Source organism: Neomoorella sulfitireducens (assembly GCF_024733845.1).
GTDB classification, from domain to species: Bacteria; Bacillota; DSM-521; order Neomoorellales; family Neomoorellaceae; genus Neomoorella; species Neomoorella sulfitireducens.
Map to the genome: position 1 here is coordinate 96,923 of NZ_JANRHG010000006.1, position 25,876 is coordinate 122,798.

21 protein-coding genes and 1 riboswitch are annotated in these 25,876 nt (G+C 54.2%); of the genes, 8 read left to right on the top strand and 13 right to left on the bottom strand.

Features of this window, described 5'->3' with window-relative positions; all coding sequences use genetic code 11:
• Window positions 1-47: 47 nt before the first annotated feature.
• Genes NWF31_RS07930 through NWF31_RS07940 form a run of 3 tightly spaced genes read left to right on the top strand, consistent with a single transcriptional unit; the run spans window position 48 to window position 3,133 of the window.
• Window positions 48-1,088, top strand: a complete 1,041-nt coding sequence (locus NWF31_RS07930; protein ID WP_258359964.1) for a 2-hydroxyacyl-CoA dehydratase family protein — start codon at window positions 48-50, stop codon at window positions 1,086-1,088.
• Window positions 1,088-2,353 carry a 2-hydroxyacyl-CoA dehydratase subunit D gene (locus tag NWF31_RS07935; protein WP_258359965.1) on the top strand — a complete coding sequence of 422 codons (1,266 nt, stop codon included), beginning with the start codon at window positions 1,088-1,090 and terminating at the stop codon, window positions 2,351-2,353. Before NWF31_RS07930 ends, NWF31_RS07935 begins: the two co-directional genes overlap by 1 nt.
• Before the next feature lie 12 nt (window positions 2,354-2,365).
• Window positions 2,366-3,133 (top strand): acyl-CoA dehydratase activase, encoded by a 768-nt coding sequence (locus NWF31_RS07940; RefSeq protein ID WP_258359966.1) that lies wholly within the window; start codon window positions 2,366-2,368, stop codon window positions 3,131-3,133.
• Window positions 3,134-3,211: 78 nt separating this feature from the next.
• Here the strand turns inward: NWF31_RS07940 and NWF31_RS07945 are convergent, their stop codons facing one another.
• From NWF31_RS07945 to NWF31_RS07955, 3 genes are all read right to left on the bottom strand, one after another.
• Window positions 3,212-4,324, bottom strand: coding sequence for an amidohydrolase family protein (locus NWF31_RS07945; protein WP_258359967.1), 1,113 nt, complete (start codon window positions 4,322-4,324; stop codon window positions 3,212-3,214).
• Between the two features lie 108 nt (window positions 4,325-4,432).
• Window positions 4,433-4,990, bottom strand: a complete 558-nt coding sequence (locus NWF31_RS07950) for a hypothetical protein (RefSeq protein ID WP_258359968.1) — start codon at window positions 4,988-4,990, stop codon at window positions 4,433-4,435.
• 69 nt (window positions 4,991-5,059) lie between these two features.
• Entirely contained in the window at window positions 5,060-5,818 is a 759-nt protein-coding gene (locus tag NWF31_RS07955; RefSeq protein ID WP_258359969.1) for a YebC/PmpR family DNA-binding transcriptional regulator, read from the bottom strand.
• Between the two features lie 203 nt (window positions 5,819-6,021).
• A riboswitch (cyclic di-AMP (ydaO/yuaA leader) is annotated at window positions 6,022-6,239 on the top strand.
• Between the two features lie 56 nt (window positions 6,240-6,295).
• Between NWF31_RS07955 and NWF31_RS14785 the strand changes: the two genes are divergently transcribed.
• Window positions 6,296-6,964, top strand: coding sequence for a CAP domain-containing protein (locus NWF31_RS14785; protein WP_258359970.1), 669 nt, complete (start codon window positions 6,296-6,298; stop codon window positions 6,962-6,964).
• Between the two features lie 74 nt (window positions 6,965-7,038).
• Here the strand turns inward: NWF31_RS14785 and cysK are convergent, their stop codons facing one another.
• From cysK to tyrS, 5 genes are all read right to left on the bottom strand, one after another.
• Window positions 7,039-7,959, bottom strand: coding sequence for a cysteine synthase A (gene cysK / locus NWF31_RS07965; RefSeq protein ID WP_258359971.1), 921 nt, complete (start codon window positions 7,957-7,959; stop codon window positions 7,039-7,041).
• A 142-nt stretch (window positions 7,960-8,101) separates the two neighbouring features.
• Entirely contained in the window at window positions 8,102-8,293 is a 192-nt protein-coding gene (locus tag NWF31_RS07970; RefSeq protein ID WP_258359972.1) for a CooT family nickel-binding protein, read from the bottom strand.
• Window positions 8,286-8,717, bottom strand: coding sequence for a DUF3842 family protein (locus tag NWF31_RS07975; protein ID WP_258360044.1), 432 nt, complete (start codon window positions 8,715-8,717; stop codon window positions 8,286-8,288). The genes NWF31_RS07970 and NWF31_RS07975 overlap by 8 nt, the downstream gene beginning before the upstream one ends.
• Window positions 8,718-8,889: 172 nt before the next feature.
• A complete protein-coding gene (yunB, locus tag NWF31_RS07980; RefSeq protein WP_258359973.1) occupies window positions 8,890-9,555 on the bottom strand; it encodes a sporulation protein YunB in 666 nt (221 codons plus the stop codon).
• Between the two features lie 55 nt (window positions 9,556-9,610).
• A complete protein-coding gene (tyrS, locus tag NWF31_RS07985) occupies window positions 9,611-10,834 on the bottom strand; it encodes a tyrosine--tRNA ligase (protein WP_258359974.1) in 1,224 nt (407 codons plus the stop codon).
• Window positions 10,835-11,023: 189 nt separating this feature from the next.
• On the opposite strand from tyrS, the gene NWF31_RS07990 reads away from it, so the two are divergent.
• Window positions 11,024-13,744: a transglycosylase domain-containing protein gene (locus tag NWF31_RS07990; protein ID WP_258359975.1), complete on the top strand. Its 2,721-nt coding sequence runs from the start codon at window positions 11,024-11,026 to the stop codon at window positions 13,742-13,744.
• 33 nt (window positions 13,745-13,777) lie between these two features.
• Here NWF31_RS07990 and NWF31_RS07995 read toward each other — a convergent pair whose 3' ends face one another.
• From NWF31_RS07995 to NWF31_RS08015, 5 genes are all read right to left on the bottom strand, one after another.
• A complete protein-coding gene (locus NWF31_RS07995) occupies window positions 13,778-16,153 on the bottom strand; it encodes an endonuclease MutS2 (protein ID WP_258359976.1) in 2,376 nt (791 codons plus the stop codon).
• An 81-nt stretch (window positions 16,154-16,234) separates the two neighbouring features.
• The gene (locus NWF31_RS08000; protein ID WP_258359977.1) at window positions 16,235-18,823 is read right to left on the bottom strand and encodes a U32 family peptidase; all 2,589 of its coding nucleotides are present in this window, start codon (window positions 18,821-18,823) and stop codon (window positions 16,235-16,237) included.
• Between the two features lie 108 nt (window positions 18,824-18,931).
• A complete protein-coding gene (locus NWF31_RS08005; protein ID WP_258359978.1) occupies window positions 18,932-19,117 on the bottom strand; it encodes a hypothetical protein in 186 nt (61 codons plus the stop codon).
• A gap of 330 nt (window positions 19,118-19,447) precedes the next feature.
• Window positions 19,448-21,691: a sigma 54-interacting transcriptional regulator gene (locus NWF31_RS08010; protein WP_258359979.1), complete on the bottom strand. Its 2,244-nt coding sequence runs from the start codon at window positions 21,689-21,691 to the stop codon at window positions 19,448-19,450.
• A gap of 198 nt (window positions 21,692-21,889) precedes the next feature.
• Window positions 21,890-22,096: a helix-turn-helix transcriptional regulator gene (locus NWF31_RS08015; RefSeq protein WP_258359980.1), complete on the bottom strand. Its 207-nt coding sequence runs from the start codon at window positions 22,094-22,096 to the stop codon at window positions 21,890-21,892.
• Window positions 22,097-22,305: 209 nt separating this feature from the next.
• Between NWF31_RS08015 and NWF31_RS08020 the strand changes: the two genes are divergently transcribed.
• The 3 genes from NWF31_RS08020 to NWF31_RS08030 all read left to right on the top strand — a co-directional run bounded on the left by NWF31_RS08020 (window position 22,306) and on the right by NWF31_RS08030 (window position 25,818).
• Window positions 22,306-22,752: a helix-turn-helix domain-containing protein gene (locus NWF31_RS08020; protein WP_258359981.1), complete on the top strand. Its 447-nt coding sequence runs from the start codon at window positions 22,306-22,308 to the stop codon at window positions 22,750-22,752.
• A 324-nt stretch (window positions 22,753-23,076) separates the two neighbouring features.
• Window positions 23,077-24,489 carry an FAD-binding oxidoreductase gene (locus NWF31_RS08025; protein ID WP_258359982.1) on the top strand — a complete coding sequence of 471 codons (1,413 nt, stop codon included), beginning with the start codon at window positions 23,077-23,079 and terminating at the stop codon, window positions 24,487-24,489.
• An 18-nt stretch (window positions 24,490-24,507) separates the two neighbouring features.
• On the top strand, window positions 24,508-25,818 hold the full coding sequence (locus tag NWF31_RS08030) for a (Fe-S)-binding protein (RefSeq protein ID WP_258360045.1): 1,311 nt from the start codon (window positions 24,508-24,510) through the stop codon (window positions 25,816-25,818).
• The last annotated feature ends 58 nt before the right edge of the window (window positions 25,819-25,876 follow it).

Sequence of the window (25,876 nt, forward strand, 5' to 3'; positions counted from 1 at the left end):
TTAGTGTTAGCAAGACCTGGCAGGAACAGTTCAAGGGGTTGCAAGCTATGAACAACTTAATGGGCTGGCTGTGCCATTATACACCGGTTGAAATTTTAACTGCTTCAGGATACACCCCTTACCGGCTGCTGGGAAGAAAAGGGAATAACCCGCGGGCCGCATCGTACCTCTTGGGAAACCTTTGCCCTTACGTCCAGAGCTGCCTCGAAGCAGCCCTCAGGCAGGAACTGCCGCCCCTGGCAGGTGTCGTAATCACCCGCTCCTGCAACGCCATGATCCACCTGGCTAACGTGTGGCCTCGCTACGGCTTAAAGGGCACGACCCTCACCCTTAATGTCCCTCGCCGCCTCGATGAGGACGCCGTTATCTATTTCGGCCTGGAATTGCGCCGGCTGGCGTCAGAGCTGGCCGGGACGCAGTTGAATGAAGAGAGTTTGTGGGCGGCCATAACCTGGTGGGAAAAGCAAAGGGCGGCCTGGCGCGAGGTCTTCACCAGCCGGGCCGCAGTACAATGCCATCAATCCGGGAGGGAAATCATGGACGCCCTCGCCAGGTGGCAAAGGTCCCTTAATCCCGGGGAAGGAGAAGAAGGGACGGTAATTATTAATGGTTTGGCCAGGTATCCCTGCTACCAGAACGACCGGCGCCCCCGCCTGCTCCTTGCCGGCAGCATCCTCCCGGAAGAATTGATTGCTATGGTAGAAGAATGCGGCGGTTTATCTGTTTTCGAGGATAGCTGCAACGGCAGGCGCCTGTTATTAGCCCCCGCCGCCGGTGCTGAAAAGGACCCTTACCTTTACCTGGCCAGGCTCTACCTGGGAGGTCCCCCCTGTCCCCGGATGGTAGGCGAGGGTGAAAAACGCTACCGGTACTGGGCCGAAGCAGTAGACAGGTTTCATATCCAGGGAGTCATTTACCATGTCATGAAGTTTTGCGATGCCGCTATGTACGACTTCCTGGCCCTGAAGGCCTTCTGCGAAAAGCGAGGTTTACCCCTCCTGCGCTTAGATGGCGATTTCAGCGGCGGTAACCGGGGCCAGTGGCAGACGCGGCTGGAAGCCTTCCTGGAAATGCTGGAGGTGCAGTGATGGACATTTACAAGTTGCTGCGCTCTTATCTGGAAGGGTCTATACGCCAGCGCGCCTTAAAATCTTCCTGGACCTATAAAATAATAAAACAGGCCGTGGCGGCCCAGAAAAGACATTATCCCTGGCAGGCGTCCCACCGGCTGCTCCTCCATACCATTGACCAGGCCGCAGCAGCATTCCTGCAAAAAGGGCCGGTAGTCTGGCATAATGTTTTTTTCCCTACCGAGATTCTCTATGGCCTTGGGGCAATTCCCTTTGCCCCGGAAGCAGCCGCAGTGGTGGCCACAGGATTAGGAATAGCAGGCAGGGTACTGCAGCGAGCTGAAGGTGATTGGCTTAGCAGCGAGGCCTGCACCTTCCACCGCCTGGCCCATGGTTGCGACCGCGAAGGTTACTTCCCGCCGCCGGCAGCGGTTGTTTGCAGCTCGCACCTGTGTGACACTGCTCCCCAGTCCCTGGCGGCTACAGCAGCTTACCACGGTGTGCCCTTTTATCTATTAGATGTGCCCCACCGGCAGGACGACGCCGCCCTGGAATATGTCGCCCGCCAGCTCAAACGCATAACCTTTTCCCTGGTGGAAGCCTTAAACCTGGATTGGAACGGGGACCGTTTTCAGAAAGCCCTTGTCAACTCCAACGCCGCCCGGGAACGCCTGCTGGCAGTCAACCGCCTGCGCCAGCAGCGTCCGGCCTGCATCCGGGGAGAAGAAGCCCACAGCTTTATTTACCTCATACTAGCCTGTTTCGGTGCCCCGGGCACGGTGGAGGTTTACGAGGAACTATTAACTGAGCTCAACCGGCGTTACCGGGAACAGCGCCGGGCCGTACCCGAAGAAAAAGCCCGTTTATTATGGTTGCACCTGCGTCCCTATTATCCCAATGCCATATTCCAGATTTTAGAGCAGGAAGCCGGGGCGGTGGTGGTGGGCGAAGAAATGAATTATGTTTACTGGGAACCCCTGGACCCGGAAAGGCCCTTTTACAGCCTGGCACGTAAAGTTTTAAGCCACCACGGTCTCGGCCCTGTGACCAGGAGGATAGAAGCCATCCTGGCCATGGCCGACAACTATCAAGCCAGTGGAGTGATCCATTTTGCCCACTGGGGTTGCCGCCAGAGCACAGCCGGTTTGCGGTTGCTGCAGGATGCCCTGCGGGAAAGGGATATACCTTTCCTCAACCTGGAAGGCGACTGCGTCGATCAAAGCAAATATGCCCCGGGCGCTGTCAGGACGCGCCTGGAAGGTTTCCTGGAAATGTTATTATAGGAGGTTATCCACTTGGTCTTAACAGCAGGAGTGGATATCGGTTCCCTTACGACCAAAGCGGTTGTAGTCCGGGACGGCCACCTGGTAGGTGCCGCCGTCCTGAAAAGCGGTGTCGACAGTGCAGGGATTGCCAGGAAGGCTTTACAGGAGGCCCTGGGACAGGCCGGGTTTAAAGAAGATTCCCTGGACGGCATTGTTGCCACGGGCTACGGCCGTATCCGCATTCCCTTTGCCCGGCGCAGGGTTACCGAAATAACCTGCCACGCCAGGGGAATCTATCACCTCTGGCCGGATATACGCACGGTCATCGATATCGGCGGCCAGGATAGCAAGGTTATCCTCCTGGATGACGACGGCAAAGTGCGGGACTTTGTCATGAACGAGAAATGCGCTGCCGGCACCGGTCGTTTCCTGGAAGTCATGGCCAATGCCCTGGAGGTCCCGGTAAAGGATATGGGCACCCTATCCCAGCAGGCAAGCCAGGGTGCCAGCATCAGCAGCATGTGTACCGTCTTTGCTGAATCCGAAGTTGTTTCCCTGGTAGCCGAAGGCCGCCCGGTAGCAGAAATTATCAAGGGCCTGCATAATGCCATCGCCCAGCGGGTTGTGGCCATGGCCCAGCGGGCAGGCTGGGAAGAGCCGGTTGCCATGACAGGGGGTGTGGCGAAAAACTTGGGGGTTGTCCAAAGCCTGGAAGAATACCTCGGCACAAGTATCCGCATACCCCCGGACCCGCAAATAATCGGCGCCCTGGGGGCGGCCCTCCTGGCGGCCGGGTAAGAAAAATCCTCCCGGTATCACCTCGCCAACAACGAGCCCTGTACCGACTATGAATCGCCCCCGGCCAGCCCCCCCTGTTTAACCGTTATAGAACTCCCAGTTGGCCCGCGCAAAAAGTTCCAGAACTTCTTCGAAATCCAAATGATGCCCGTCTTTCAGGGAAGCGACCGTTACGGCCGCTTCCCGGGGATCGTGGCCCTCCACCGGGGCGTCGGAGCCGGCCAGCAAGCGGATACCTTTATCCTTCATGAGCCCCCAGGCATAGGCCGTCTTCATCCGCTCAGGTCCCAGCCTGTGTACGGCCCAGGATATTTCCCGGGAAAAGATGGGCTGAATACAGACGGGGATCTCGAGTTCTGCCAGGGAATCCAGCTGCTCCTCCCTGGCGTACTGGACGTGTTCCAGGCGGTCCAGGGGGTGGCGGCTCTGCCGTACAACCCGCAGGAATTGGTCAACGGCCCGGTCGCCGATGGCATGGGCGGCTATGGGTTTACCTTTCCGGTGTACCTTGTCTACCAGGGAAAGGAAGTCCTCATCAGTGTAATTCAGTATGCCATAGTTACCGGGAGCATCGGCATATTCCTTTGTGAGGGCCGCGGTGCGGGCTCCAAGGCCCCCATCCAGGAAGAATTTGAACCCCAGGGCTTCGTCCAGCAGATCAAAATCTACCGTATAGAAATCTACTTCGACTCCCTGGTCCAAACCCTCGAAAAAGGGGCGCTTATGGCGGTCCATCCCCATATCGATGGCCTTAACTATCCCCAGTTGCTTTAATTCCTTTAAGCCCCGGGACAGGACTTCTCCTGGTTCCAGGTTGAGGCTGGTTATCAAGGTATTCAGGAGTTTAAATACTTTATCCTCATAGAATAGGCCGTCTTCCGCAAAAAGTCCCAATCTTTCCATGGCGGCCGCGTTAGCTGCAGCCAGGTGCAGACAGGTCCGTACTATAACTACCGGCGTTGAACCAAAGGCGTGGTCCAGGAAAGCCCGGCCAGGAATAATTTTTTCTACCAACCTTTCCTGGTTAAAGCGCACCCCCACAGCCCATCCCTCAACCAAATGGGACTTCAGGGTTTCCACCAGTTCTTCAAGGTTTAAGCATTTTTCCAGGCTGGTAAAGCCATTGAAGATGGCAAATTCCCATACGTGGATGTGGGCGTCAAGATATCCCTTATGGCTATCCTGTGACATATTTATCCCTCCACCCTAAGCTTAAACCCGCAGGTGTGCTTTTACAAGGGGGGGTTAAGAAATATGTTCCAGGTGGAGGTATGAAAGGCAAGGGGCGGGCGCAGGTCCTCAGGGACGAAATTCGTCCAGGCTATCCAGCGCCTTCAGGACTTCCTGTTCGGAGTTGAATTCTGCCTGGCCGTTTTCTATCTTTTCCCGCCAGGCGGGCGGTAGGGAGGCAACTCTCAGGTCCGTTACCCGCATCAGTGGCCCCAGGCTGCCGGACGGGCCCTGGTAAATGGCCACCAGCCCATCCTTGACGGCCAGGTGACGTTTAGGAGCGTCGGCAGGGCACAAACTGTCTACCTCCTGGGTGATGACCAGGCGCCCTCCTTCCCCTATAATGCGCCAGCCCGCTGACGGCGGGAAAAGGATGCTCATCTCTTCTTTACCGGCCCAATTCCACTTTACTCCTTCCGGCAAAGACATGGGTTCCCGGTGGCCGCAGTAGCGGTAATACCTTTCCAGGAGGGGTTTCTCCAGTACCCGCGGCTCCAGAAGGCCCGGCACCCTTAAGATAACCGGTTGTTGCCCGGCGCTTACCCTGGCCTGCTGGTAAGCAACCATCCCTCCAAGGATAAAAATCATAAGACCAACAATAATAAAGCGCCGGCAAGCTTCGCTCAAGGTGGTACCTCCTTCCAACAAGGATTACCACCTTCTAGCTTTACCGGCGCAACTAAGTTTTATACCAGCCTATAACTCCACCTGCTCCAGAATTGCAGCAGGAATGTCGGCGTTGGTGTAAACAGCCTGGACGTCGTCATGATCCTCCAGGCGATCTACCAGGCGCATGACTTTAGCGGCTGTTTCGGGATCGTCTATCGTTACTGTAGTCTGGGGTACCATTGCTATTTCGGCATTGGTAATAGCCGCTCCGGCTTCCTGCAGGACTTTCTTTACCTTCTCCAGGTCTTCGGGAGCAGTTTTTATTTCTACGGTGTCCGGGTCACTATCGTCAACGTCTTCGGCCCCGGCCTCGATGGCCTGGAGAATTAATTCTTCCCTGGCTTCTCCCGCCGGGACGTCGACACTAATGACCCCTTTGGAATTAAACATCCAGGCTACACAGCCGCTTTCCCCCAAATTACCACCATTGCGGGAAAAGATATACCGGATTTCTGAAGCCGTACGATTACGGTTGTCCGTAGCAATATTGAGCATCATGGCTACACCCCCGGGGCCGTAGCCTTCGTAAATCATTTCCTCATAGGCCGCACCTTCAATCTCTCCGGTACCGCGCATTATAGCCCGCTGGATATTCTCATTGGGCATATTGACTTCCTTTGCCCGGGCAATGGCTGCCTTCAAGCGCGGGTTGCCTTCAGGGTCACCGCCTCCCTGCCGGGCGGCAATAATTATCTCCCGGCCTATCCTGGTAAAGAGGCGGCCGCGCTTTTCATCCATTTTAGCCTTCCTATGCTTTATATTGGCCCACTTTGAATGTCCGGACAATTCTTCAACCCCCCCTCACCTCTAATTGCCGTTAAAATTCTAGCATATAACACCGCCCTAAAGCAATATACCTCCTATTACCCATTACCAGATCGGGATACACCTGTAATATTTTACCTCACAAATGAATGTAGTTTTATGTTAACTTTTGCGGACTTTTATGGTAAAATTTTAGTTAGTAACTTTTTATTTACACGTCTTGGCCACCAGAAACGCCGAATTTCCTTTTCGAAAGCGGGGGAACCAATTTTTCTGGGGTTAATCCCCGCACTCAGTAATTTTCTCGTCTTCCCTAAAATCCCATTATCCGGAAAGTTTGGATAAGGCAAAGGTAGCGACGGAAGAAAAACTGAGTGCGGGGTAGGGCTAACCTTCGGCCCGCACCCGGCAGCTAACCTCGCAGGCGTTGGAGGGAGGTGGATTTTTTACTGGTTGGCCAGGCGTTAAAACAATGAGGTAAATAAGGAGGAGATAATCTTGCGGTCCAAACTCAGAACTATGACCGCATTCCTTGCTGTAGCTTTTGTTGTCGCTACCCTGGCCGTTGTACCGGCTGCCCCTGTTAACGCTGCGACTTACTATGGTAACTATTATGCTTTTCATTTCGCACCGCAAAATTATTTTTACACAAAGTATTTCCGCCCGCAACCGGCACCTCAACCTACTCCGACGCCTCAACCTGCTCCGACACCTCAACCGGCTCCGGACCCAGTCCCGACCCCGCAACCTGCACCCCGGCCGGACACGGGTAGCTACCAGCTAAACCAGTTTGAACAAAAAGTAGCCGACCTGGTCAATGCCGAGCGGGCCAAAGCCGGATTGAAACCGTTAACTGTAGATTTGCAACTGGCAAAAGTGGCGCGTCTCAAGGCTGAAGATATGCGGGATAATAATTACTTCAGCCACGAATCGCCCACCTACGGTTCTTTCTTTACCATGTTACAGAAATTCAATATTGCTTATCGCACCGCCGGTGAAAACATTGCCGCCGGTTATAAAACACCTGAAGCTGTAGTTGCTGCCTGGATGGGAAGCCCTGGCCATCGCAATAACATTTTAAACCCCAATTTTACGGCCATTGGCGTCGGCCATACCCAGGGTGGTAGCTACGGTAACTACTGGGTGCAGTTATTCATCGGCAAGTAAAAGAGACGTATCCTGTAGGCAAGCCCCTTTTAGCCCGGCAGGCGGGTCAAAAGGGGCTTTTTCCTGTCCCGTAATTATCCTATTTTAAAAAGCTCGGTGCTCAGGTAGCGCTCACCGGTATCCGGAGCAATTGCCAGGACCTTTTTACCGTCCCCCAGGCGCCTGGCTACCTGAAGAGCGGCGTAAACGGCTGCCCCCGAAGAGATACCCACCAGCAGGCCTTCCATCTGGGCCAGGCGCCGGGCGGTCGCGATGGCGTCCTCATTGGATACGGTTATAACTTCGTCGATTACCTCGCGGCGCAGGACCTGCGGGATAAAGCCGGCCCCGATGCCCTGGATCTTGTGCGGTCCCGGCCGGCCCCCGGAAAGGACCGGAGAAGCCGCCGGTTCCACGGCAATTATTTTTATTCCCGGGATTTCCTGCTTTAAAACCTCGCCCACTCCGGTAATTGTACCGCCGGTACCTACCCCGGCAACAAAGGCATCCAAGTCTTTTCCCATTTGCTCTAATATTTCCCTGGCGGTAGTGCGGCGATGCACCTCAGGGTTAGCCGGATTTTCAAATTGCTGGGGCATGAAATAATCGGGGTTTTCCCGGACTAACTCCAGGGCTCTGTCTACGGCCCCCTTCATACCCATCTGCCCCGGAGTCAGGATAAATTCAGCACCGTAGGCCGCCAGGAGTTTGCGGCGTTCAATGCTCATGGTTTCCGGCATGACAAGAATTAAGCGGTAGCCACGGACTGCGGCGATCATGGCCAGGCCGATACCGGTATTGCCGCTGGTGGGCTCAACGATGGTGGCTCCCGGTTTAAGCTTACCTGCTGCTTCCGCAGCTTCAATCATGCTGAGGGCGATCCGATCTTTAACGCTTGCCCCGGGATTAAAATATTCCAGCTTTACATATACTGCCGCCCCGTTTTCCACCAGGCGATGTAAGCCAACCACCGGCGTCCGGCCGATTAACTGGGTTATGTCGGCGGCTACTTGCATATTATTTGCCCCCTTAATGTATAGTTTTCTTATCGGAATTAATTATATTTTAGCTTCCGGTACAGGATGTGTCAAGTAAAAAGCCACTACCCCTTCTTTAAGGTAGTGGCTCAACCGTATGCATCCGTATTATTTACGGGTTTTAAATGGCTTCAAGGAAAATTTTATGATCGACCAGGGCCATTTCTTTAATACGGGCACGCACAATTTTCCTTTTGCCAAAGATGTCTTCCATAAGGATACCATCTTCCCCGGGGACGATCCGGTCGACATTTTCAAAAACCAGTTCTTCTTCGCCGCCTTCTTTTAAAAGATAAGCATTAGCTTCACACATTTTTCCGGTTCCCTCCTTCGTAAAAGATTTTAAGGCGCCTTACCAGGGCGTCAATGAGGTGGGGCAAGGGTTCAGGGACAACACCAACTATTTCAACGCCGGCCTTGTTTATAGGCAGGAGAATTTTACGCGCCGGGCTGTCGGCAATAGCCGCAGCCATGGCCGGCGTCAGTTCTCCCAGCATGGCATTTGCCATCAGTATAGCTACTGAACCTGTAATGACGTCTACCCGGGGGGCGTTATAGATGATGGCCTTTTCCCCGGTAGCACCTTCATTGGCTCCGGCTTTAAGCATAGCTACCGTTGCAGCAGCGTTGGTTCCCAGGGCCAGGATTTCTACTTCTGGGGGTAATTCTGCCCGGAGTTTTACGGTAATATGCTTGCCGATGCCGCCTCCCTGCCCGTCTACTACAGCTACCCGCAGGTGCGGACACCCCTCAATTAATTTTTAATGTAAAAAGGGGCCACAGGGAACCTTGTCGACTTCGATGTCGACTCCGACCTCCTCGTGGCCTTCCATCCAGCGCGGTCTCCACACCGCTTTATATTATTATTCGCTCTTAACGGCACGATTCCTGCCTGGTTGGACAAGAAAATTACAATTGTGGCGTTCGCAAAATACCCTTTACCAAGTCAGACCCGAGAGAAATATAAGTCTGGGGAACGGGTCCGACAATAATGGCCTCAACCACCGGAATGGTTGAGGTAACTTTTACCTCTTCTCTAGTAAAGGGGGCAATGACCTGGATTACGCTCTCTACCTGGAGGAAAATGCGATGACGCGTCTGGTTAATGCCGGTGGCTTCAAAGGTATCCCCTACATTAACGTTAACGATACCCATAGGAATAAAACGCAGGGGCACCCGCGGGCCATAAGCTGCCAGGAGTTCCAAACCCAGCACCTGCCCCAGGGGTAAATAATAGGTTTTTCCTTTCAACTGGGCCAGGTATTCCTGGATAGCCAGCTGGGCCTGGGCCTGGAGGCGGCTGATGCTTAATGCGTCGGCCTGCATGAAAACTACCCGCCCATCGCTGCTGCCGGGTTGAATCAGGTTATTATAACTTACCTGGCCGGTTATTTTTTCCAGCACCGCCTGTTGGATGGCCTCGGTAGCCGCCCAGCGAGCCTGGGCATAAGCCAACGTTTCCATAGCGTGGTGCAGGCGCCATTCCAACAGGGAAACTACCAGCAAACCGGCTACTAAGACGAGGGCCAGCATACTCTTTGGCTCTCGTCCCGGCCGCCGCCATCGCCGCCGCAAGGCAAACACCCCCATATAGAAATATACTCCGGGGGTGTTTAAAATGTGAAAAAATTTAGCGGGGTGCTAAAGAAAGGCGCAGGCGTGCAAACTTGCGCTTGCCGGCCTGGAGGACCGCCCCGTCTTGTACATTAATCTCGGTATCGGGATCATCCAGGCGCGCGCCATCGAGTTTTACCGCACCCTGGCGGATAAGGCGCCGGGCTTCACTGGTACTGGGGGCCAGGCCTGCCTGGACCATCAGGCGCGGCAACCACATCCTGGTATCGCTGACAGTCACCTCCGGCATTTCCTCCGGCAGGTCGCCAAGCTGGAAGACCTGTCGAAATTCTTTCTCCGCCTCCCGGGCAGCTTCCTCACTGTGGTAAAGGCTTACGATCTCCCGGGCCAGGCGCATTTTTACATCCCGGGGGTGCAGGTAACCACTGGCAAGCCCCTGTTTTATAGTTTCCAGTTCTTCGAGAGAAACTGTCGTCACCAGTTCGAAATAAGTTAACATGAGTTCATCGGGCAGGGACATGGTCTTGCCGTACATCTCTTTTGCCGGCTCATTGATGCCTATATAATTTCCCAGGCTTTTACTCATTTTTTGCATGCCGTCCAGTCCCGGCAGGATGGGCATCATCATAGCCACCTGGGGTTCCTGGCCAAAATCCCGCTGTAACTGCCGTCCCATAAGAAGATTGAACTTTTGATCCGTTCCTCCCAGCTCGACATCGGCCTCCAGGGCTACGGAATCGTAACCCTGCATTAAGGGATAAAAGAATTCGTGGACGCTAATAGGACGATTTTCCTGGAAACGGCGGGCAAAGTCTTCCCTTTCCAGCATCCTGGCTACAGTAATCCTGGCAGCCAGTTGAATTACATCGGCAAAGGTAAGCCGGGCCAGCCAGCGGCTGTTAAAGGTAACCTCTGTCCGGCCGGGGTCGAGGATTTTAAAAATTTGTTCTTTGTATGTTTCGGCATTGGCCAGGACTTCCCCTTCCGACAGCTGGCGCCTTGTTTCCGATTTCCCGGTCGGATCGCCGATTCTCCCGGTGAAGTCGCCGATAATGATAATTACCTTGTGACCCAGTTCCTGGAACTGGCGCAGTTTCTGGAGCACTACTGTATGGCCCAGGTGAATGTCCGGGGCCGTCGGGTCCAGGCCCAGTTTAACCCGCAGGGGAGTCCCCGTACTGATGGATTTTTTCAGCTTGGCCTTTAAATCTTCCTCCGGGACAATTTCAGCTACCCCGCGGCGTAAGACCTTAAGCTGCCGCTCTACTTCCCGTTCCAAACCTTATCATCCCCCATACCTGGCTCTATTCGTACCAGTATATTTTAGTATCAAAACTATCGTTTTCTACAAAAATGCGAGCCTGTTTAAGTTTAACATATGCCATAAGTAAGCTTCAAGGTCTTATCATTCCCCTGGGGATAATCCTGTGTTATAATAAAGAAGCCGCAAAGGAGGTCGTCAGGACAAATGGCATCCTCGAAAAAAAGAAGACGCAAATTAAACGTTTTCCGTGCCCTATTGCTTGCCCTGCTGGTTCTGGTCATGGTCCTTGTTGGGGCCGGTGCCGGTTTTACTATCGGCGTCATCCGTACCATGCCTGACTGGCAGCCGGATAAGCTCCAGATGGCAATGACGACATTTATATATGATAAAGACGGACAGCTTGTCGAAGAACTTCACGGTGAACAAAACCGCATTATCGTTCCCCTGGAACAGATACCCGGAGACCTGCAAAACGCAGTTATAGCAATCGAAGACGCGCGTTTTCATCAGCATTATGGTGTAGATTTAAAGGCAATCTTACGGGCTTTGTGGATTAATTTACGCAGCGGCAGCATACGTGAAGGTGGTAGTACTATAACCCAGCAGCTGGCTAAAAATGCCTTTATTGAGAAGCCTGAACGTACCTTGAAACGCAAGATCCAGGAAGCCTTAATGGCCTTGAAACTGGAACGAACCTATACTAAAGAAGAAATCCTGGAAAGTTATCTAAACATTGTTTACCTGGGGCCCGGGACTTACGGGGTGGAAGCGGCGTCACGGTTATACTTTGGTAAATCGGTATCCAACCTGAATCTTGCCGAGTGTGCCATGTTAGCCGGCTTGATTCAGAGCCCGGCCAACTACGATCCCCGTTATCATGAAGAGGCCGCCAAAAATCGCCAGGTGCAAGTGCTTAATAATATGGTCAAGTACGGCTATATTACCCCCGAACAGGCAGAAAAGGCCAGGGAGCAAAAACTGGAATACCGTGAAGCTGCAACAACCAAAGCTGAAAAATTCCCCTACTTCATCGACGCTGTTATTGATGAAGCCGGTCGCCTTCTGGAAAGCCAGGGTATTGAAGCCGCCGAGCTTTACCGGGGGGGGCTGAAGATTTATACTACCCTTGATCCTAAAATTCAAGCTGAAATGGAGAAGGTTTACGCAGATAAATCCAACTTCCCCACCAGCAGTTCCGACCGCCTGGTTGAAAGCGCCATGGTGGTCCTGGACCCCACCACCGGTGAAGTACGGGGCGTGGTCGGCGGCCGGGATTATACCACCAGGAGGGGCTTCAATCGTGCCATCCAGGCTGAACGCCAGCCCGGCTCAACTATCAAGCCCCTGGTTGTCTATGGCCCGGCTTTGGAAAAAGGTTATCCGCCGGCTTTTGTTATCGATGACGTGCCGGTAACCTTCCCCGGCACACCAAAACCCTTCAGCCCGGTCAATTACGATGGTCGCTACCGGGGTCTCATCAGCATGCGGGAGGCCGTCAGGTGGTCCGTCAATATCCCGGCTGTTAAAATGCTTAATACTATCGGAATCGATACGGGCCTTGAATTCGGCCGCCGGCTGGGCCTGCCTTTAAAGGATGAAGACCGCAACCTGGCTCTGGCCCTGGGCGGTTTAACCACCGGTGTCTCCCCCCTGCAAATGGCTGCTGCCTATGGCGCTTTTGCCAACCAGGGGATTTACATTACCCCCCATTTCGTGACCAAGATTACCGATCGCAACGGGCAGGACTTACTTGTCAATAAGCCCCAGCGGCGAGAAGTAATGAGCGAGCAGGTTGCCTACCTCATGACCGATATACTGGAAACCGTGGTAATGTCCGGCACAGGTACAAACGCCCAGATAGGCCGGCCGGTAGCAGGCAAAACTGGTACCACATCCCTGCCGGATACACCGGAATTTAAAGGCCTCAACGGACAAAAAGACGCATGGTTTGTTGCTTACACCCCTGAACTGGTAGGGGCCGTATGGATGGGCTATGACCAGACCGATGCTAAACACTACTTGAAAAATGTTGCCGGTGGTGGTTACCCGGCTTTAATATGGAAAAAAGTAATCGGTGCTGCATTAAAGGGTCAACCCGTCAAGGATTTTCCCCGTCCCGGTGGCATAATCTATGCCGATGTTGATGCTAAGTCAGGCCTCCTGCCCAGTGACCTGACGCCCAAGGAGTTTATTGTCAAAGAAATCTTTACCCAGAATATGCTCCCCCAAAAAATATCTGATGTCTGGTTCCAGGCCGAGGTTTGCACTACCAGCGGCCAGCTGGCCTCGCCTAATTGCCCGGATGTTACAACCGGTGTCTTTTTAAAGCGACCCGATGGTTACAACGGACCGGTGAAACCGGAAGACGCTTTCCTGGAAGCGCCGGCGGAAGTGTGTACCCTCCACGGCGGCGGGGACGATAGCATGATGGGACAGGTAAGCATCTGTACCGACCCCCGCCATAACGGCGAACTTATCCTGGCCAATATTCCGGAACCAGGGGAAAGCGGCGGCTGCCCGTCCCAGTATATAAAACATGTCAAACTACCCCCGGAAAAAACGCCAACCCAGTACTGCAACCTGCCCGACCACCAGATAAGTAAAGATACCTCGGGAAGCGGAAACCAGGAAACAGGCCCGCCAGCGCCCAATCTAACGGCTCATTTAGAAGTCGGACCCAACGTTAGCCAGCCCAAGGTGATCCTGCGCTGGGAACTTCCTGAGAAAGGCGATTTTCTTTTTTCTATTGAGCGTAGCAGCCAGGGTTCTAACCGCAAGAGCCTGGCTATAGTTAAAGATACCACCTATACCGATACCAGTGTAAAACCCGGCTTTACCTACCGTTACCGGGTCATTGCCCTGGAGGCTAACAGTAAGTCCGGTACGCCGTCGAATGAAGTCACCATTGCCATTCCCAGGAGATAAATTAAAGCCCCGGGATAAAACACCCGGGGCTTTTTAGCGGCTAATATCTACTACCGTAACCCCGCTGCCCCCTTCACCGGCTCCACCAAGGCGGAAGCCTTTGACCAAAGGATGCTGGCGCAGGTAATCATGCAGGGCTACCCTTAAGGTGCCGGTACCTTTACCGTGGATTAAATACACCCTGTTTAGGCCCGCGAGGACGGCATCATCCAAATAGGCATCGACCCGGTGACAAGCTTCCTCTACCGTTAGACCCCGCAGGTCGATCTCCGGCCTGATATCGTTATTATCTACTGTTTTAACCGTCCAGCCGTTCCTGATACCTTCCCTTTCAGGCCTTGTCCCGGCTTCCATCTCTACCAGCCGCAGATCCTTCAGCCTTGCATTAATTCTTAAAATACCGGCCTGGACCACGACTTCTCCCTGCTCATTAGGAGGGCTGACAACTTCACCGGCCTGACCCAGCCGCACCAGGAAAACCCTGTCGCCCACCCGGACGTTTGCCGGTGGTTGGCTACCGGCGGCAGGCTGGTACCGGTTCAGGCTGGCTTCGATGGCATCTTCCAGCTCTTTAAGTTGCCGCTGCGCCCTGGCCAAAGCCTGCTGCTGGCCGCGCAGGCTCTCTTCAGCCAGGGCCTTTTCCAGGCGGACCATGATTTCCCTGATCTCCGCCCTGGCCTGCCTTAAAAGCCCCCGTGCTTCCTGGCGTGTTTTTTCCATTTCCTTTGCTGCCTGTTGTTGCCAGGCTTCTTTTTCCCGCTCCAGATCATCCCGGGCCCTCTCGGCCTCCCGGCGCAGAATTTCGGCTTGCTCCCGTTCCCTGGCGCTCAGCCGCTTATCTTCGGCCAGGCCGGCTATCAGGCGGCTGACGCGCTGGTTTTCTTCGCCAAGAAGGTTCCGGGCTCGTTCAATTACGGCGGATGCAAGGCCCAAACGGGAAGCTATGACAAAGGCATTGCTCTCCCCCGGGGTGCCAATGATGAGATTGTAGGTGGGCTGCAGGGTTTCGCTGTCAAACTCGACGGCGGCATTTTCCACCCGCGGGGTGGCATAAGCGTAGGCCTTCAGTTCGCTGTAATGGGTGGTGGCAATCGTCCTGGCCCCGGCGCCGGTAAGATAATCCAGGATGGCCATGGCCAGGGCCGCCCCTTCTGTCGGGTCGGTACCGGCCCCCAGTTCGTCAAGCAGGACCAGGCTTCCCCTGGTTGCCTTTTTTAAAATATACACGACCTGCGCCATATGGGCCGAAAAGGTACTTAAGGACTGCTCAATGCTTTGCTCGTCGCCGATATCGGCATAAACGGTAGCTGTAGGATCGATTTCCGTACCCTCACCCGCCGGCAGGTGCAGTCCGCACTGGGTCATGAGGGTAAAAAGTCCCACCGTTTTTAGCGTTACTGTCTTACCGCCGGTATTGGGGCCGGTAATGACCAGGGTATCGAAACTTTCCCCCAGGGTCAGGGTAACGGGTACTACTTTTCCTTTGAGCAGGGGGTGCCTGCCGCGGATTATACGCCAGCGACCCTCATTATTTAACCGCGGTTCTAAAGCTGCCATCTCGCGGCTTAAACTTCCTTTAGCCAGGGTAAAGTCCAGTTCCCCCAGGGCCACAAGGGTAATTTCCAGCCTCTCTTTTTCCCTGCCGATGAGGTTGCTTAAATGGCCCAGGATAGCCTCTATTTCCCTTGCTTCGGCTAACTTAAGGCGGCGAAGCTCGTTATTCAGTTCTACCAGGGCCATGGGCTCGATAAACAACGTCGCCCCGCTGGCCGATTGGTCGTGAATTAACCCCGGTACCTGATGGCGGTATTCCTGCTTTACCGGCAGGACGTAACGATTATTGCGAATGGTAAACAGGTTGTCCTGGAGATATTTTTGCATTTCCGCGGAACGGAGATAGCTATCCAGGCGTTCTTTTATCTCTTCCTGGGTCTTGCGTATTTGCTGCCGTAAAGCTAGAAGCCGCGGCGTTGCCCGGTCCAAAACTTCCCCTTCCGGCCCGATGGCCTGGTTGATGGCCTTTTCCAGGTCCCGGAAATCCCCAATCCTATTAGCCATCTCCCGTAACAAAGGCCAGTTTCCCTCCTGTCCCAGGAGGAACTGCCGCAATCTCCTCCCGCCGTTCAGGGTAGCGGTAACCTGCAACAGCTCTTCCCCTGTTAAGAGCCCCCCCAGGGCCGCCCGGGTGACCTGCGGCCGGATATCGTAGATATTACCAAGGGGTATGTCGGGATAACGCCAAAGTAGCTGCTCAGCCTCGCTGGTTGCTTTAATACGTTTATAAACCTCTTCCAGTTGCCGGTTGGGTTGCAGGCTACGGGCCAGTTCCGCACCCAGGGTTGAAAAACATTTCTCCTCCAATCGCTCCAGGACTTTATCTAGTTCTAATTTTAAAAAGGTCTTATCCAACCGTTTTGCCCCCATATCTTCTCTTCTCCGGCCTGATGATAACCCGCCCGGCAACCGGGGTCAACAGGAAAATAGCTCCCCCTATTCTAACACTCCCCGGAAATAATGACCGCGGGTAATGCCGGCAGGAGCCAGCTTTTCCGCTTCCCCGGCCAGGGCAGCCAGTATTTCTTTTCCTTCCCCCTTTTCCAGCGCGTCCAGGGCCTCGCGATACAGAGCCGTCACCCGCCGGATATAGCCGGGTTCCTTTTCCCGCGCCTCAATCCTTACCCAGGCAAATCCCAGGGCGGCAATTTTATCCAAATGATCTATGAGGCTTAATTCCCTGGCGTTATATACATAAAAACGGCAATTCCTGTCGGTGGTAAGGGGGAAAACCAGGCCCAGGCGGTCCTTTAAACCGTAACGTCCCTGCCGGCAAGGAGCCTCGCAGGCCCGGCCGGGCCTTTTGCCGCCGAGACGCGCCCCCACGACGCAATGGGCCGAAATCATAAGGGGCAAAGCCCCGTGCACAACAGCTTCCACCGGTAAAGGCGGGTCCAGTTCCCGCAGTTGCTCAAAATTCATCTCCGGGGAAAGGGTTACGCCTTTAAGGCCTGCAGAAGCTAAAGCCCTGAGGGACCAGGTATTAAAGGCATTAAAGGGATAGTCGCCCCAACCATCCAGGCCGTATCTTTTTATTATCCGCAGGCCGGCCGGTCCGGCAATAAGGATCAAACTGGCGCCAACAGCAGCCAGCTTTTCAAGCTGCCGGACCACGGCAACTGCTTCGGTCTCATGCCAGATTCGCGGCAGGGCCGGGATGACCGCCGCACCTCTTTCTCCTGCTGCAGCCAGTAGCTCCTGCAGTTGAGCCTCCTTAAGGGGTGCTTTTCCCTGCCAGACTTCGCCTGTGAGGTAAACCCGCCCGGCCCCGGCCACCAGGGCGGCCCGGGCACCTTCCAGATCGCCGACGGCTACCGCCAACCGCGGCACCCGGAGGAATTCCAGCCTGCCGTGTGAAAACAGGTCCTCATCTCCCGGACCGTGTTCCTTACCCGGCGCCAACCTGGTCTCCCTGCTTCCCCGCCCTCTTCGGGGCAGGAGTTTTGCCACCCTTTCCCGGAATTCTTCCTCCGGCGGTACCCGCCGGGGCCATGCTGCCAGGCGTACCTGGCGTAACTTTTCTACAGCCTCCCGGCGGGCACGGTTTAGCTCGCTTAAAGGAACCATCACCGGCCCCGCCAGGCTGGTAGTAAGTCCGGCCAGCCGGTAGGGTGTATTGCCCAGGCGGCCCAGCTGCTCTACCAGCACCGATTCATCCAGGGGATGGCGTTCTGCCACCACGGCAGGTACGGAAGTCCGGGTATGAACCCGGTGCCCCCGGGGATCAATGACCTCGAGCCTTAAAGGCTCTCCCGCCCGGGCCTCCACTTCCATGACCAGGGGCAGGCGGCGCTCTTCCCGGGGTGCGGCATAGGTGCGCCGGATTTCATTCATAAGGGTGACGTCGCTGGTTTTAAAAATGCGGTCACCTGGCCTGATAGACGGCGGTAGTTCCAGGGTTACGGTAGTCCCTGCCGGGGCAAAGCTTACTTCTCTCCCCTCCTGCCAGATATGGTGCACCACCAGTCCTTGATGGCCGCCCCGGCTAATCCAGACTTCCAGGCCGTCACCCTGGCGGAGGGGGGCTTCCAGATGAACGAGGAAACCCTCGCCCTGGCGCCGGCCGGCCCGTCCCAGGTAAAGGCCGCGGTTGCTTGGCCGGCCATAACTCATCAACTCTGCCCCCGGGTTCCCGTCCAGGTAGCCGGGGGTAAAATCGCGGTTGAAGATCTGGGCTACTTCCCGTTCTTCTTCAGGCCATACCCGGAAACTTTCCGGATCGGCCATATAACGGTCAATAACCCGGCGGTAAGCCCTGGTAACTACGGCCACATATTCGGGACGTCGCATCCGCCCTTCAATTTTAAAGGCCCTAACGCCGGCAGCTATCAATTGGGGTACTCGATCCATGGTATAGAGGTCACGGGTGCTTAAAAGATGTTCCACTTTTGTTTCTAAGGGCCGTCCCCTTTCATCTACCAGCGTATAGGCCAGGCGGCACGGCTGGGCGCAGCGACCGCGGTTACCGCTGCGCCCGCCCACCATGCTGCTAAACAAGCACTGGCCGGAATAAGAAAAACAGAGGGCGCCGTGGACAAAGGCCTCCAGCTCTATTTCCACCTGGCTACTGATAGCCTTTATATCGGCCAGGGATAACTCCCGTCCCAGGACGACGCGCTTGAAACCCTGTTCCTGTAAAAATTTTGCCCCTTCAGTATTGGTGATCGTCATCTGGGTACTGCCGATTAGAGGAAGCTGGGGTAAGAGCTGCCTGGCGAGAAAGGCAAGTCCCAGGTCTTGGATAATAATACCGTCTACCCTCGCGCGGCCTAAAAAATAGAGATAATCCAGGGCTGCCCCGAGCTCCCGGTCGGCCAGGAGAATATTAACGGTTACGTAAACGCGGGTATCGCGCTCGTGGGCATAATCAATTGCCGCCAGGATTTCTTCCCTGGCAAAATTTTCCGCTCCCTCCCGGGCATTAAATTGTTTCCCGCCAAGGTAAACAGCGTCGGCACCATTGTTTACTGCCGCCCTTAAAGCTTCCGGGCTACCGGCCGGTGCCATAAGTTCTACCTTCGACATAGTGCCACCTCAAGGATATTATACCGCCAGGGAAGGGAATAAAAAAACCGGCAGCGAATATTTTATGCCACCGGCCTTAATTTTCTTTTTAAGAAAAAATCAGCCATGCTAGTTCTGCTCCACCCGGTTCCGGGCTTTATCATGGGGTAAATAATCAACCCCTGTAAACCATTCCCAATTGGACCGCAGGCAATTATAGCGATCGTCCAGACGGGCATAAGCCTCATTTAATTCTTCAACCGTGAGGTCCGGGATTACCCGTTTATATTCCTCCCTGGCTAAAGCATAGGCCATCTTTTACTCCTCCCTTAAATATTCCTTTCGTTAGTTTATTTTACCATACTTTTTTAACAGTTGCGTCATTCCCCGGGCACAAGGTTGTTTTTTTCTTGCTAACGGTCGTAAATCACCCCTGAACGGTTTTTTGTACCTCCCTTCACTATTTTTATAATGCAAATCTCATGCCAGGGCATAAAAAAGGGGCCTTCGCCCCTTGAACATCCTTGGGAAAGTCCTCCCTTTTATCAAGCTAAAAACCCGTTCATATATACATATTTTTGGACATATATGCCGCTTTATTCCCAGAGATACGGTTTAGTTACGATCTTTATTTTTGTATTACGTTCATTTTATTGTACTTCCTTTGCTTGCAGGCCGTAGCTTAAAACGTTTGATCATTTCATTCAGGGTGCTCCGCTTCAGGCCGAGTATTTCTGCCGCCCGGGCCTGGACCCACTGGCTTTCTTCCAGGGCTTGAAGTATCAGGTTGGTTTCGTAGGCCGTTACAGCTTCTTTAAAACTCATTCCCCTGGTAAAGGCCCATCCCGAAGCACCTGTCGCCAGGTTACGGAACTGGCGCGGCAGGTCGCCGAGTTCGATTTTCCTGCCTTCAGTTAAAATTACCGCCCGCTCAATGACATTTTCCAGTTCGCGGACATTTCCCGGCCAGTCGGCCCGGACCAGGGCATCCATAGCTTCGCTGGTAAAACCGGCAACCTCCTTCCCCAGGCGCCGGCAAATCTTTTCCAGGAAATGCCGGGCAAGGAGGGGGATGTCGTCCCGCCTTTCCCGCAAGGGCGGCAGCCAGATGCTGATTACGTTGAGGCGGTAGAAGAGTTCCGGCCGGAAAGCACCTTCCTTAACCGCCTTTTCCAGGTCACGGTTGGTGGCTGCGAGCACCCGGACGTTGACCCGGGTGGGTCTCGTTTCTCCTACCCGCAGGAATTCCCCTTCCTGGAGGACCCGCAGGAGTTTGCTCTGGAGACCGGGGCTGATATCGCCGATTTCATCCAGGAAAATCGTTCCTTCATGGGCTTCTTCAAAAAGCCCTTTTTTAGCCGTCACCGCGCCCGTGAAGGCACCCCGGGCATGGCCGAAAAGTTCGCTTTCCAGCAAAGTTTCCGGTAGGGCGGCACAATTAATGCTTATGAAAGGCGCCTCGCTACGGCGGCTGTTATAGTGGATGGCCCGGGCCACCAGTTCCTTACCCGTACCGCTTTCCCCGCGGATAAGTACGGTGGCATCGGTTTTGGCCACTTTTTCAATCAGGCGATAGACTTCTTGCATGGCAGCGCTATTACCTACCAGCTGGCCAAACTGGCACTGGAAGACCTTGAGCTCCTGGCGCAGGTGAAGGTTGCTTTTTTCCAGCTGGGCAATAAGATAGGGCAGGCACATGCGGTTTTCGGCAAGGCCATGGTAGACGGCAATAGCCTTCTCCCGGCAGGAAGGATAACCGCAGGCACCGCAGTTTAGCTCGTCTTCCGGGGTAAGTTTACCCAGTTCGGCCAGGATGCTGCGGATGTCAGCCTCGCTGGGCCGGGGAAAGAATACAGTTTTGTCATGGAACTCCCGGCGTAAGTTTAAGCCTTCCAGGTTCAAGGACTGGGGTTTTGCCTGTTCCAATCCCTGGCGGGTAAATTCGGCTACAATTTTGCGCCGGCGGAAGGAAGAGAATTTATTCTCCTGCATGGGACCGTTGATACAGCCTTTGCAGAAAAGCATATCAACCATGCGGGGAACCATCTTGCCTTCATTGACGGCCTTTAAAAATTCCAGGCAGTCCTCTCGTCCTTCCACTACCATGACCTGGTTGGCCAGGATATCGGCGTCAATCCCGGCGCTCCTGAGCAGGCCGCCACCGACAGGGTACAACCGGCCCAGATAGCCCGGTTCACTGTCAAAATCGAGATTGCCGCACGCAGATAGATCAATATGTCGTGCAGCAAACATTTCCTTTAATTCGGGGAAGGTAAGCACGGCGTCGATGGCCCCGGCCACTTCCTCGTCCATGGCTTCGCCCTTTTTAGCTACACACGGCCCGATAAAAACCAGGCGATTATCCGGCCCGAGCTTTGTTTTCAGGTAACGGCCCAGGGCGATCATGGGTGATACCACGGGCACCAGCTGGGGTAAAAGGCGGGGGTAATACTTGCTAACCAGGTTCACCACTGCCGGGCAGGGGGTACTGATGAGCCCCTGGCGTTCACCGGCTTCCTGGAGGTAGCGGCGGTATTCCAGGGTGACCAGATGGGCGCCAAAGGCCACTTCATAGACTCCTACAAACCCCATCTGTTTCAAAGCCGCCACCACCTGCCCCGGCCAGGCCGGGTGGAATTCGGCCACAAAGGAAGGGGCCAGGCAGGCAATAGTGCGGCCGGAGGCCAAAAATTGCTCCACCCTGGCAATTTCCCGTTCCACCAGCTTGGCCTGCTGGGCGCAGACCTGGATGCAATGACCGCAGGCTATACACAGTTCCGGGACCACCCGGGCCTGGCCTTCGATAACCTTAATCGCTTTAACCGGGCAGTTGCGGATGCAGGCGTAGCACATGCGGCATTTCCCTGTGATTGTTTTCACAATTTCCATCGTATACCACCCTTACCCGTACTATTTTTCTTTATCTATTATACAATACATGTAGCCGGATGGCGAGACGGATTTTTGAATTAGCACCGGTGCTAATGTAAAACAGCAAAAGAAAAGCTACCTTGAAAAACAAGCAAGGTAGCTTCAAATAGGAGGTACACTAGGTGTACGCCTTTGTCTCAACAGTTATATTTATCACTATTCGTGATTAATGTTGCTAAAAAACAAGTCATCGACCGTAAGACCGAAAAAATCGGCCAGCTTCTTCATGGTATCCTTCCTGGGATTACGCCGGCCCCTTTCAATCATGGCATATGCACTCTGGGTAATTCCTACAGCAAGCGCTACCTTTTTCTGGGTGAGGCCACGCTCCCGGCGTAGCTGGTACATTTTTTCATTTCGCATAGAGATCACCATATATGGTTAGGGAAATCTCTTGTTAGTATTTAATCACGATTTGCAATTTATGTCAAGAGAGCTTGATTATCACAATTAGTAATATAATATTGTTTGCTATCACAAAAAGTGTTAAATTGGCAGTGAAGAGCTAGCTTGCATCAACGAGATTATTACTGTCAAATCTTATTGCTTTATAAGTCAACTGGGGGTCTATTATGAAAACCCTTGGCGAAAGATTAGCAGCTTTACGTAAAGAAAAAGCCTTAACCCAGGCAGAAGTGGCCCGCCGGCTCAACATGGGTCAGAGCACTATTGCTATGTATGAAAGGAATAAACGATCCCCCGATGCCGAAACTTTACAAAAACTGGCGGACTTTTTTCAGGTATCCATCGATTTTCTGCTGGGACGGGTTGATTATCCCCATCTGGTATCTTATGAACAACAGGAGGAAAAGCAGCGTAAAACAACTTTGTTTCTCAAGGAGCCTTGCGGCAGGACTTTTCTTGCCGATCCCCTGTTGGAAGCTTTATTTAAGCATCTTTCTGGACTGACACCCCAGGAGAAGGCCAAACTGGCCCGGCATTTATACCAGGCTTTGAAAGAAATAGAAAACGAAAGAATACACCAACAGCCCGGTACCCCGGACCGGTCGTCAAATTGAATTTATGATAAAGATTGACCTGCCGGAAACACGAAACAATTCCCAAAGGTTGAACGTTACAACTGTACTCCTGTTTTGCAAATCTGAAACATATGCTGCCTGTCCTGGATTATGTATATTCTTTTCCATCCTGTTATCTTAATCTTATACGGCTCCCCTGCTCCTGCCCGGTTAAAACTCTATATCTGGCATGAGTCTTGCAGAATATTGTTACCAGCCAGGCTAAACCGATCTATCCAGAGAACTGTAACTTTTAAACACGTAACCGCGTTTCGTCACTAAATTAATTCAATATTTAGCATATACAGGGGGAGGCCGCTTTTAATGCTGCCAGCAGATCTAATTCGCCAGGTGGAAAAGATCGCCGGGCTGGAAAACGTTTTTACCGACGAGGCCAACCGCCTCTGCTACGCCACCGATTCATCCCTTTTATCCCAGATCAATAACTGGGTACCCGACCTGGTTGTCCGGGTCACAAATACAGAACAGGTATCTAACATCCTGAAACTGGCCAATCAACACCGGGTACCGGTAATACCACGGGGAGCCGGTACCGGCCAGTGCTGCGGTGCCGTTGCTTGCCGGGGCGGCATCGTCATGGATTTAAGCAGTATGAACCGGATCCTCAACCTCGATCTGGAAAACCTCCAGGTGGTGGTCCAACCGGGAATCGTCCATGCCGACCTGAATAAAGCCCTGGCCGCCCACGGCTTCTTCTTCCCCCCTGACCCGGGCAGCACCAAGATGTGCACCCTGGGCGGGATGGTAGTCTTTAACTCCAGCGGGCAGCGCTCTGTCAAATACGGGACCACCAAACAATATATCCTAGGCCTGGAAGTAGTCCTGCCCAGCGGAGAAGTAATTGTCACCGGTGGGGCCCGGTCCCGCGCCCTCAAATCGGTGGCAGGTTACGATCTAACCAGTTTATTCACCGGTTCGGAAGGCACCCTGGGTATAGTTACCCGCATCCGCCTCAAGGTTCTGCCCATCCCGGAAAAACGCGGCCTGGTGGTAGCTTTTTTCGATAAGTTAGAGGCTTCCGGGCAGGCGGTTATCCAGGTTTTCCGCCGGCGCCTCCTGCCTTCGGCCATTGAAATCATGGATCGTACGGCCATGAAAGCGGCCACCATGTATAAGCCTGAGCTGGAACTCCCGCCGGCCGAAGCCATGCTCCTCTTTGAGGTAGATGGTTCACCGGCGGAGGTGGCCTACCAGGCGCAAAATATTGCGGCCATTTGCCAGCAGTTTGCCAACCAGGTAGAGTGGACCGACGACCCTAAGCGTCTAATTGAGTTATGGACCGCCCGAAGCGTGGTAGGCGCCGCCGCCGGCCGGGTAAAACCCGGCGCCACGCGGGTATACATCGGTGAAGACATCTGCGTACCCGTAATCAGGGTCCCGGAAGCCCTGCGCCGCATCCAGGAGCTGAGCGAGCAATATAATATCCCCATTGTTACCTACGGCCACATCGGCGACGGCAACCTGCATGCCGCCCCGGTTATCAATACCTACGATAGCGCGGAAATCGAAAAAGTAAAACAGTTGGGCGACGCCGTCCACCGCATGGCCCTGGAGATGGAAGGTACGACTACGGGCGAGCACGGCGTCGGCCTTACCCGCGCAGGGTATATGGAGGAAGAACTGGGACCGGCCCTGCAAGTGATGCGCCAGATTAAACGCCTCCTGGACCCCCTGAACATTTTGAATCCGGGCAAAATGGCCCTGGACGAAAATTAGGGGGGATCTCCTTTGTATATGCCTGTTGACCTGAAACAGGAATTAATGCCCTGTGTACGCTGCGGCCAGTGCCGTTCTGTCTGCCCGGTTTTCCTGGCTAAAGGTGTAGAGAGCGATGCACCCCGGGGCAGGGTCACCCTTGTCCGCGCCCTCCTCGAAGGCCGTATTGATCCTACCGATATCCTTAATGAAAAAATACAACAATGCCTTCTCTGCCGTACCTGCGTCCAGGAATGTCCCAGCGGCGTTCATGTAGAACGGATCATCATCGCCGCCCGGGAAAAACTGGCTGGTGTTACGGGTATATCCCGGGAGAAAAAACTGGTAGTGCGCTGGCTGTTACCCAATTTGCAGCGCCTGCGCCTCTTCCTTCCCGTGATAGCCAGGGTCCAGGGCCTTCTTGCCCGGCGCGTTAATAATAGCGATTACCAGGCTCCTCGTTTCAACGTGCCCCTGGCCGGCAGACGCCTGTTGCCCGTCCTAACGGGGCACACCATTGCTACGATGTCTTCCGGCGGCAAGCCGTTCCCCGCAACGGCAAGCAGTTTAAAGGCGGAAAAAACAGGGGTGGTTGCGGGCGCAAACATGACGCCGGAAGCTGCTGCGACCGATAACGGGTTAAAAAAACAGGCGCGGGTGGCCTTTTTTACCGGCTGCCTGATGAATTACGGTTATCCCCATGTCGGCCGTGATGTAGTAGAAGTATTGCAACGTAACCTGGTAGAGGTTGTCATCCCCGAGAAACAGGTATGTTGCGGCCTGCCCATGCTGGCTGCCGGTGACAGGAATACTTTCAACCGGATGCGGGAGGAAAACCTCCGTGCCTTGCGCTCTATCCACTCCGATGCCGTTATTACCGCCTGCGCCAGCTGTGGTTCGACTTTAAAAGAATTCTATGCCGGCGAACTTGAGGCCCCAATCTATGATTTCTCCGAATTTCTCCTGGCCATTGATTTTCGCCCACCCCGAGGGACAATGGTACAAAATGTTACCTATCACGACCCCTGCCACCTGCGCAAAGCCCAGGGGATAAAATCACAGCCCCGCCAGCTGTTGAAAAGCGTTCCCGGCCTTACCTTAAAAGAGGTCAGCAACCCCGACCGTTGCTGCGGCTTTGGCGGCACCTTCAGCCTGACTTACCCCGACCTCGCACGTACCATCGGGGTCACTAAAGTGAAGGATCTGATGCAAACAGGCGCCGACACAGTGGTCACGGCCTGTCCGGGCTGCATGCTCCAGCTGGCGAGCGGCCTTTACTCCCAGGGCAGCCAGGCAAAAGTCCTACACCTGGCCGAGCTGCTGGCTGCTTCCTACCGTGCCGAGGAATAAACCTGTTGGTCTTATGACTAATAAGAAGCTACTCCGGAACGGATTGGCCCGGATGGAT

Excerpts from the sequence above, each read along its gene's own strand:
- NWF31_RS07930 (WP_258359964.1), top strand. The coding sequence starts at position 48 with ATGAACAACTTAATGGGCTGGCTGTGCCATTATACACCGGTTGAAATT.
- NWF31_RS07935 (WP_258359965.1), top strand. The coding sequence starts at position 1,088 with ATGGACATTTACAAGTTGCTGCGCTCTTATCTGGAAGGGTCTATACGC.
- NWF31_RS07945 (WP_258359967.1), bottom strand. The coding sequence starts at position 4,324 with ATGTCACAGGATAGCCATAAGGGATATCTTGACGCCCACATCCACGTA.
- cysK (WP_258359971.1), bottom strand. The coding sequence starts at position 7,959 with ATGCAAGTAGCCGCCGACATAACCCAGTTAATCGGCCGGACGCCGGTG.
- NWF31_RS07970 (WP_258359972.1), bottom strand. The coding sequence starts at position 8,293 with ATGTGTGAAGCTAATGCTTATCTTTTAAAAGAAGGCGGCGAAGAAGAA.
- NWF31_RS07990 (WP_258359975.1), top strand. The coding sequence starts at position 11,024 with ATGGCATCCTCGAAAAAAAGAAGACGCAAATTAAACGTTTTCCGTGCC.
- NWF31_RS08000 (WP_258359977.1), bottom strand. The coding sequence starts at position 18,823 with ATGTCGAAGGTAGAACTTATGGCACCGGCCGGTAGCCCGGAAGCTTTA.
- NWF31_RS08005 (WP_258359978.1), bottom strand. The coding sequence starts at position 19,117 with ATGGCCTATGCTTTAGCCAGGGAGGAATATAAACGGGTAATCCCGGAC.
- NWF31_RS08010 (WP_258359979.1), bottom strand. The coding sequence starts at position 21,691 with ATGGAAATTGTGAAAACAATCACAGGGAAATGCCGCATGTGCTACGCC.
- NWF31_RS08015 (WP_258359980.1), bottom strand. The coding sequence starts at position 22,096 with ATGCGAAATGAAAAAATGTACCAGCTACGCCGGGAGCGTGGCCTCACC.
- NWF31_RS08020 (WP_258359981.1), top strand. The coding sequence starts at position 22,306 with ATGAAAACCCTTGGCGAAAGATTAGCAGCTTTACGTAAAGAAAAAGCC.
- NWF31_RS08025 (WP_258359982.1), top strand. The coding sequence starts at position 23,077 with ATGCTGCCAGCAGATCTAATTCGCCAGGTGGAAAAGATCGCCGGGCTG.
- NWF31_RS08030 (WP_258360045.1), top strand. The coding sequence starts at position 24,508 with ATGCCTGTTGACCTGAAACAGGAATTAATGCCCTGTGTACGCTGCGGC.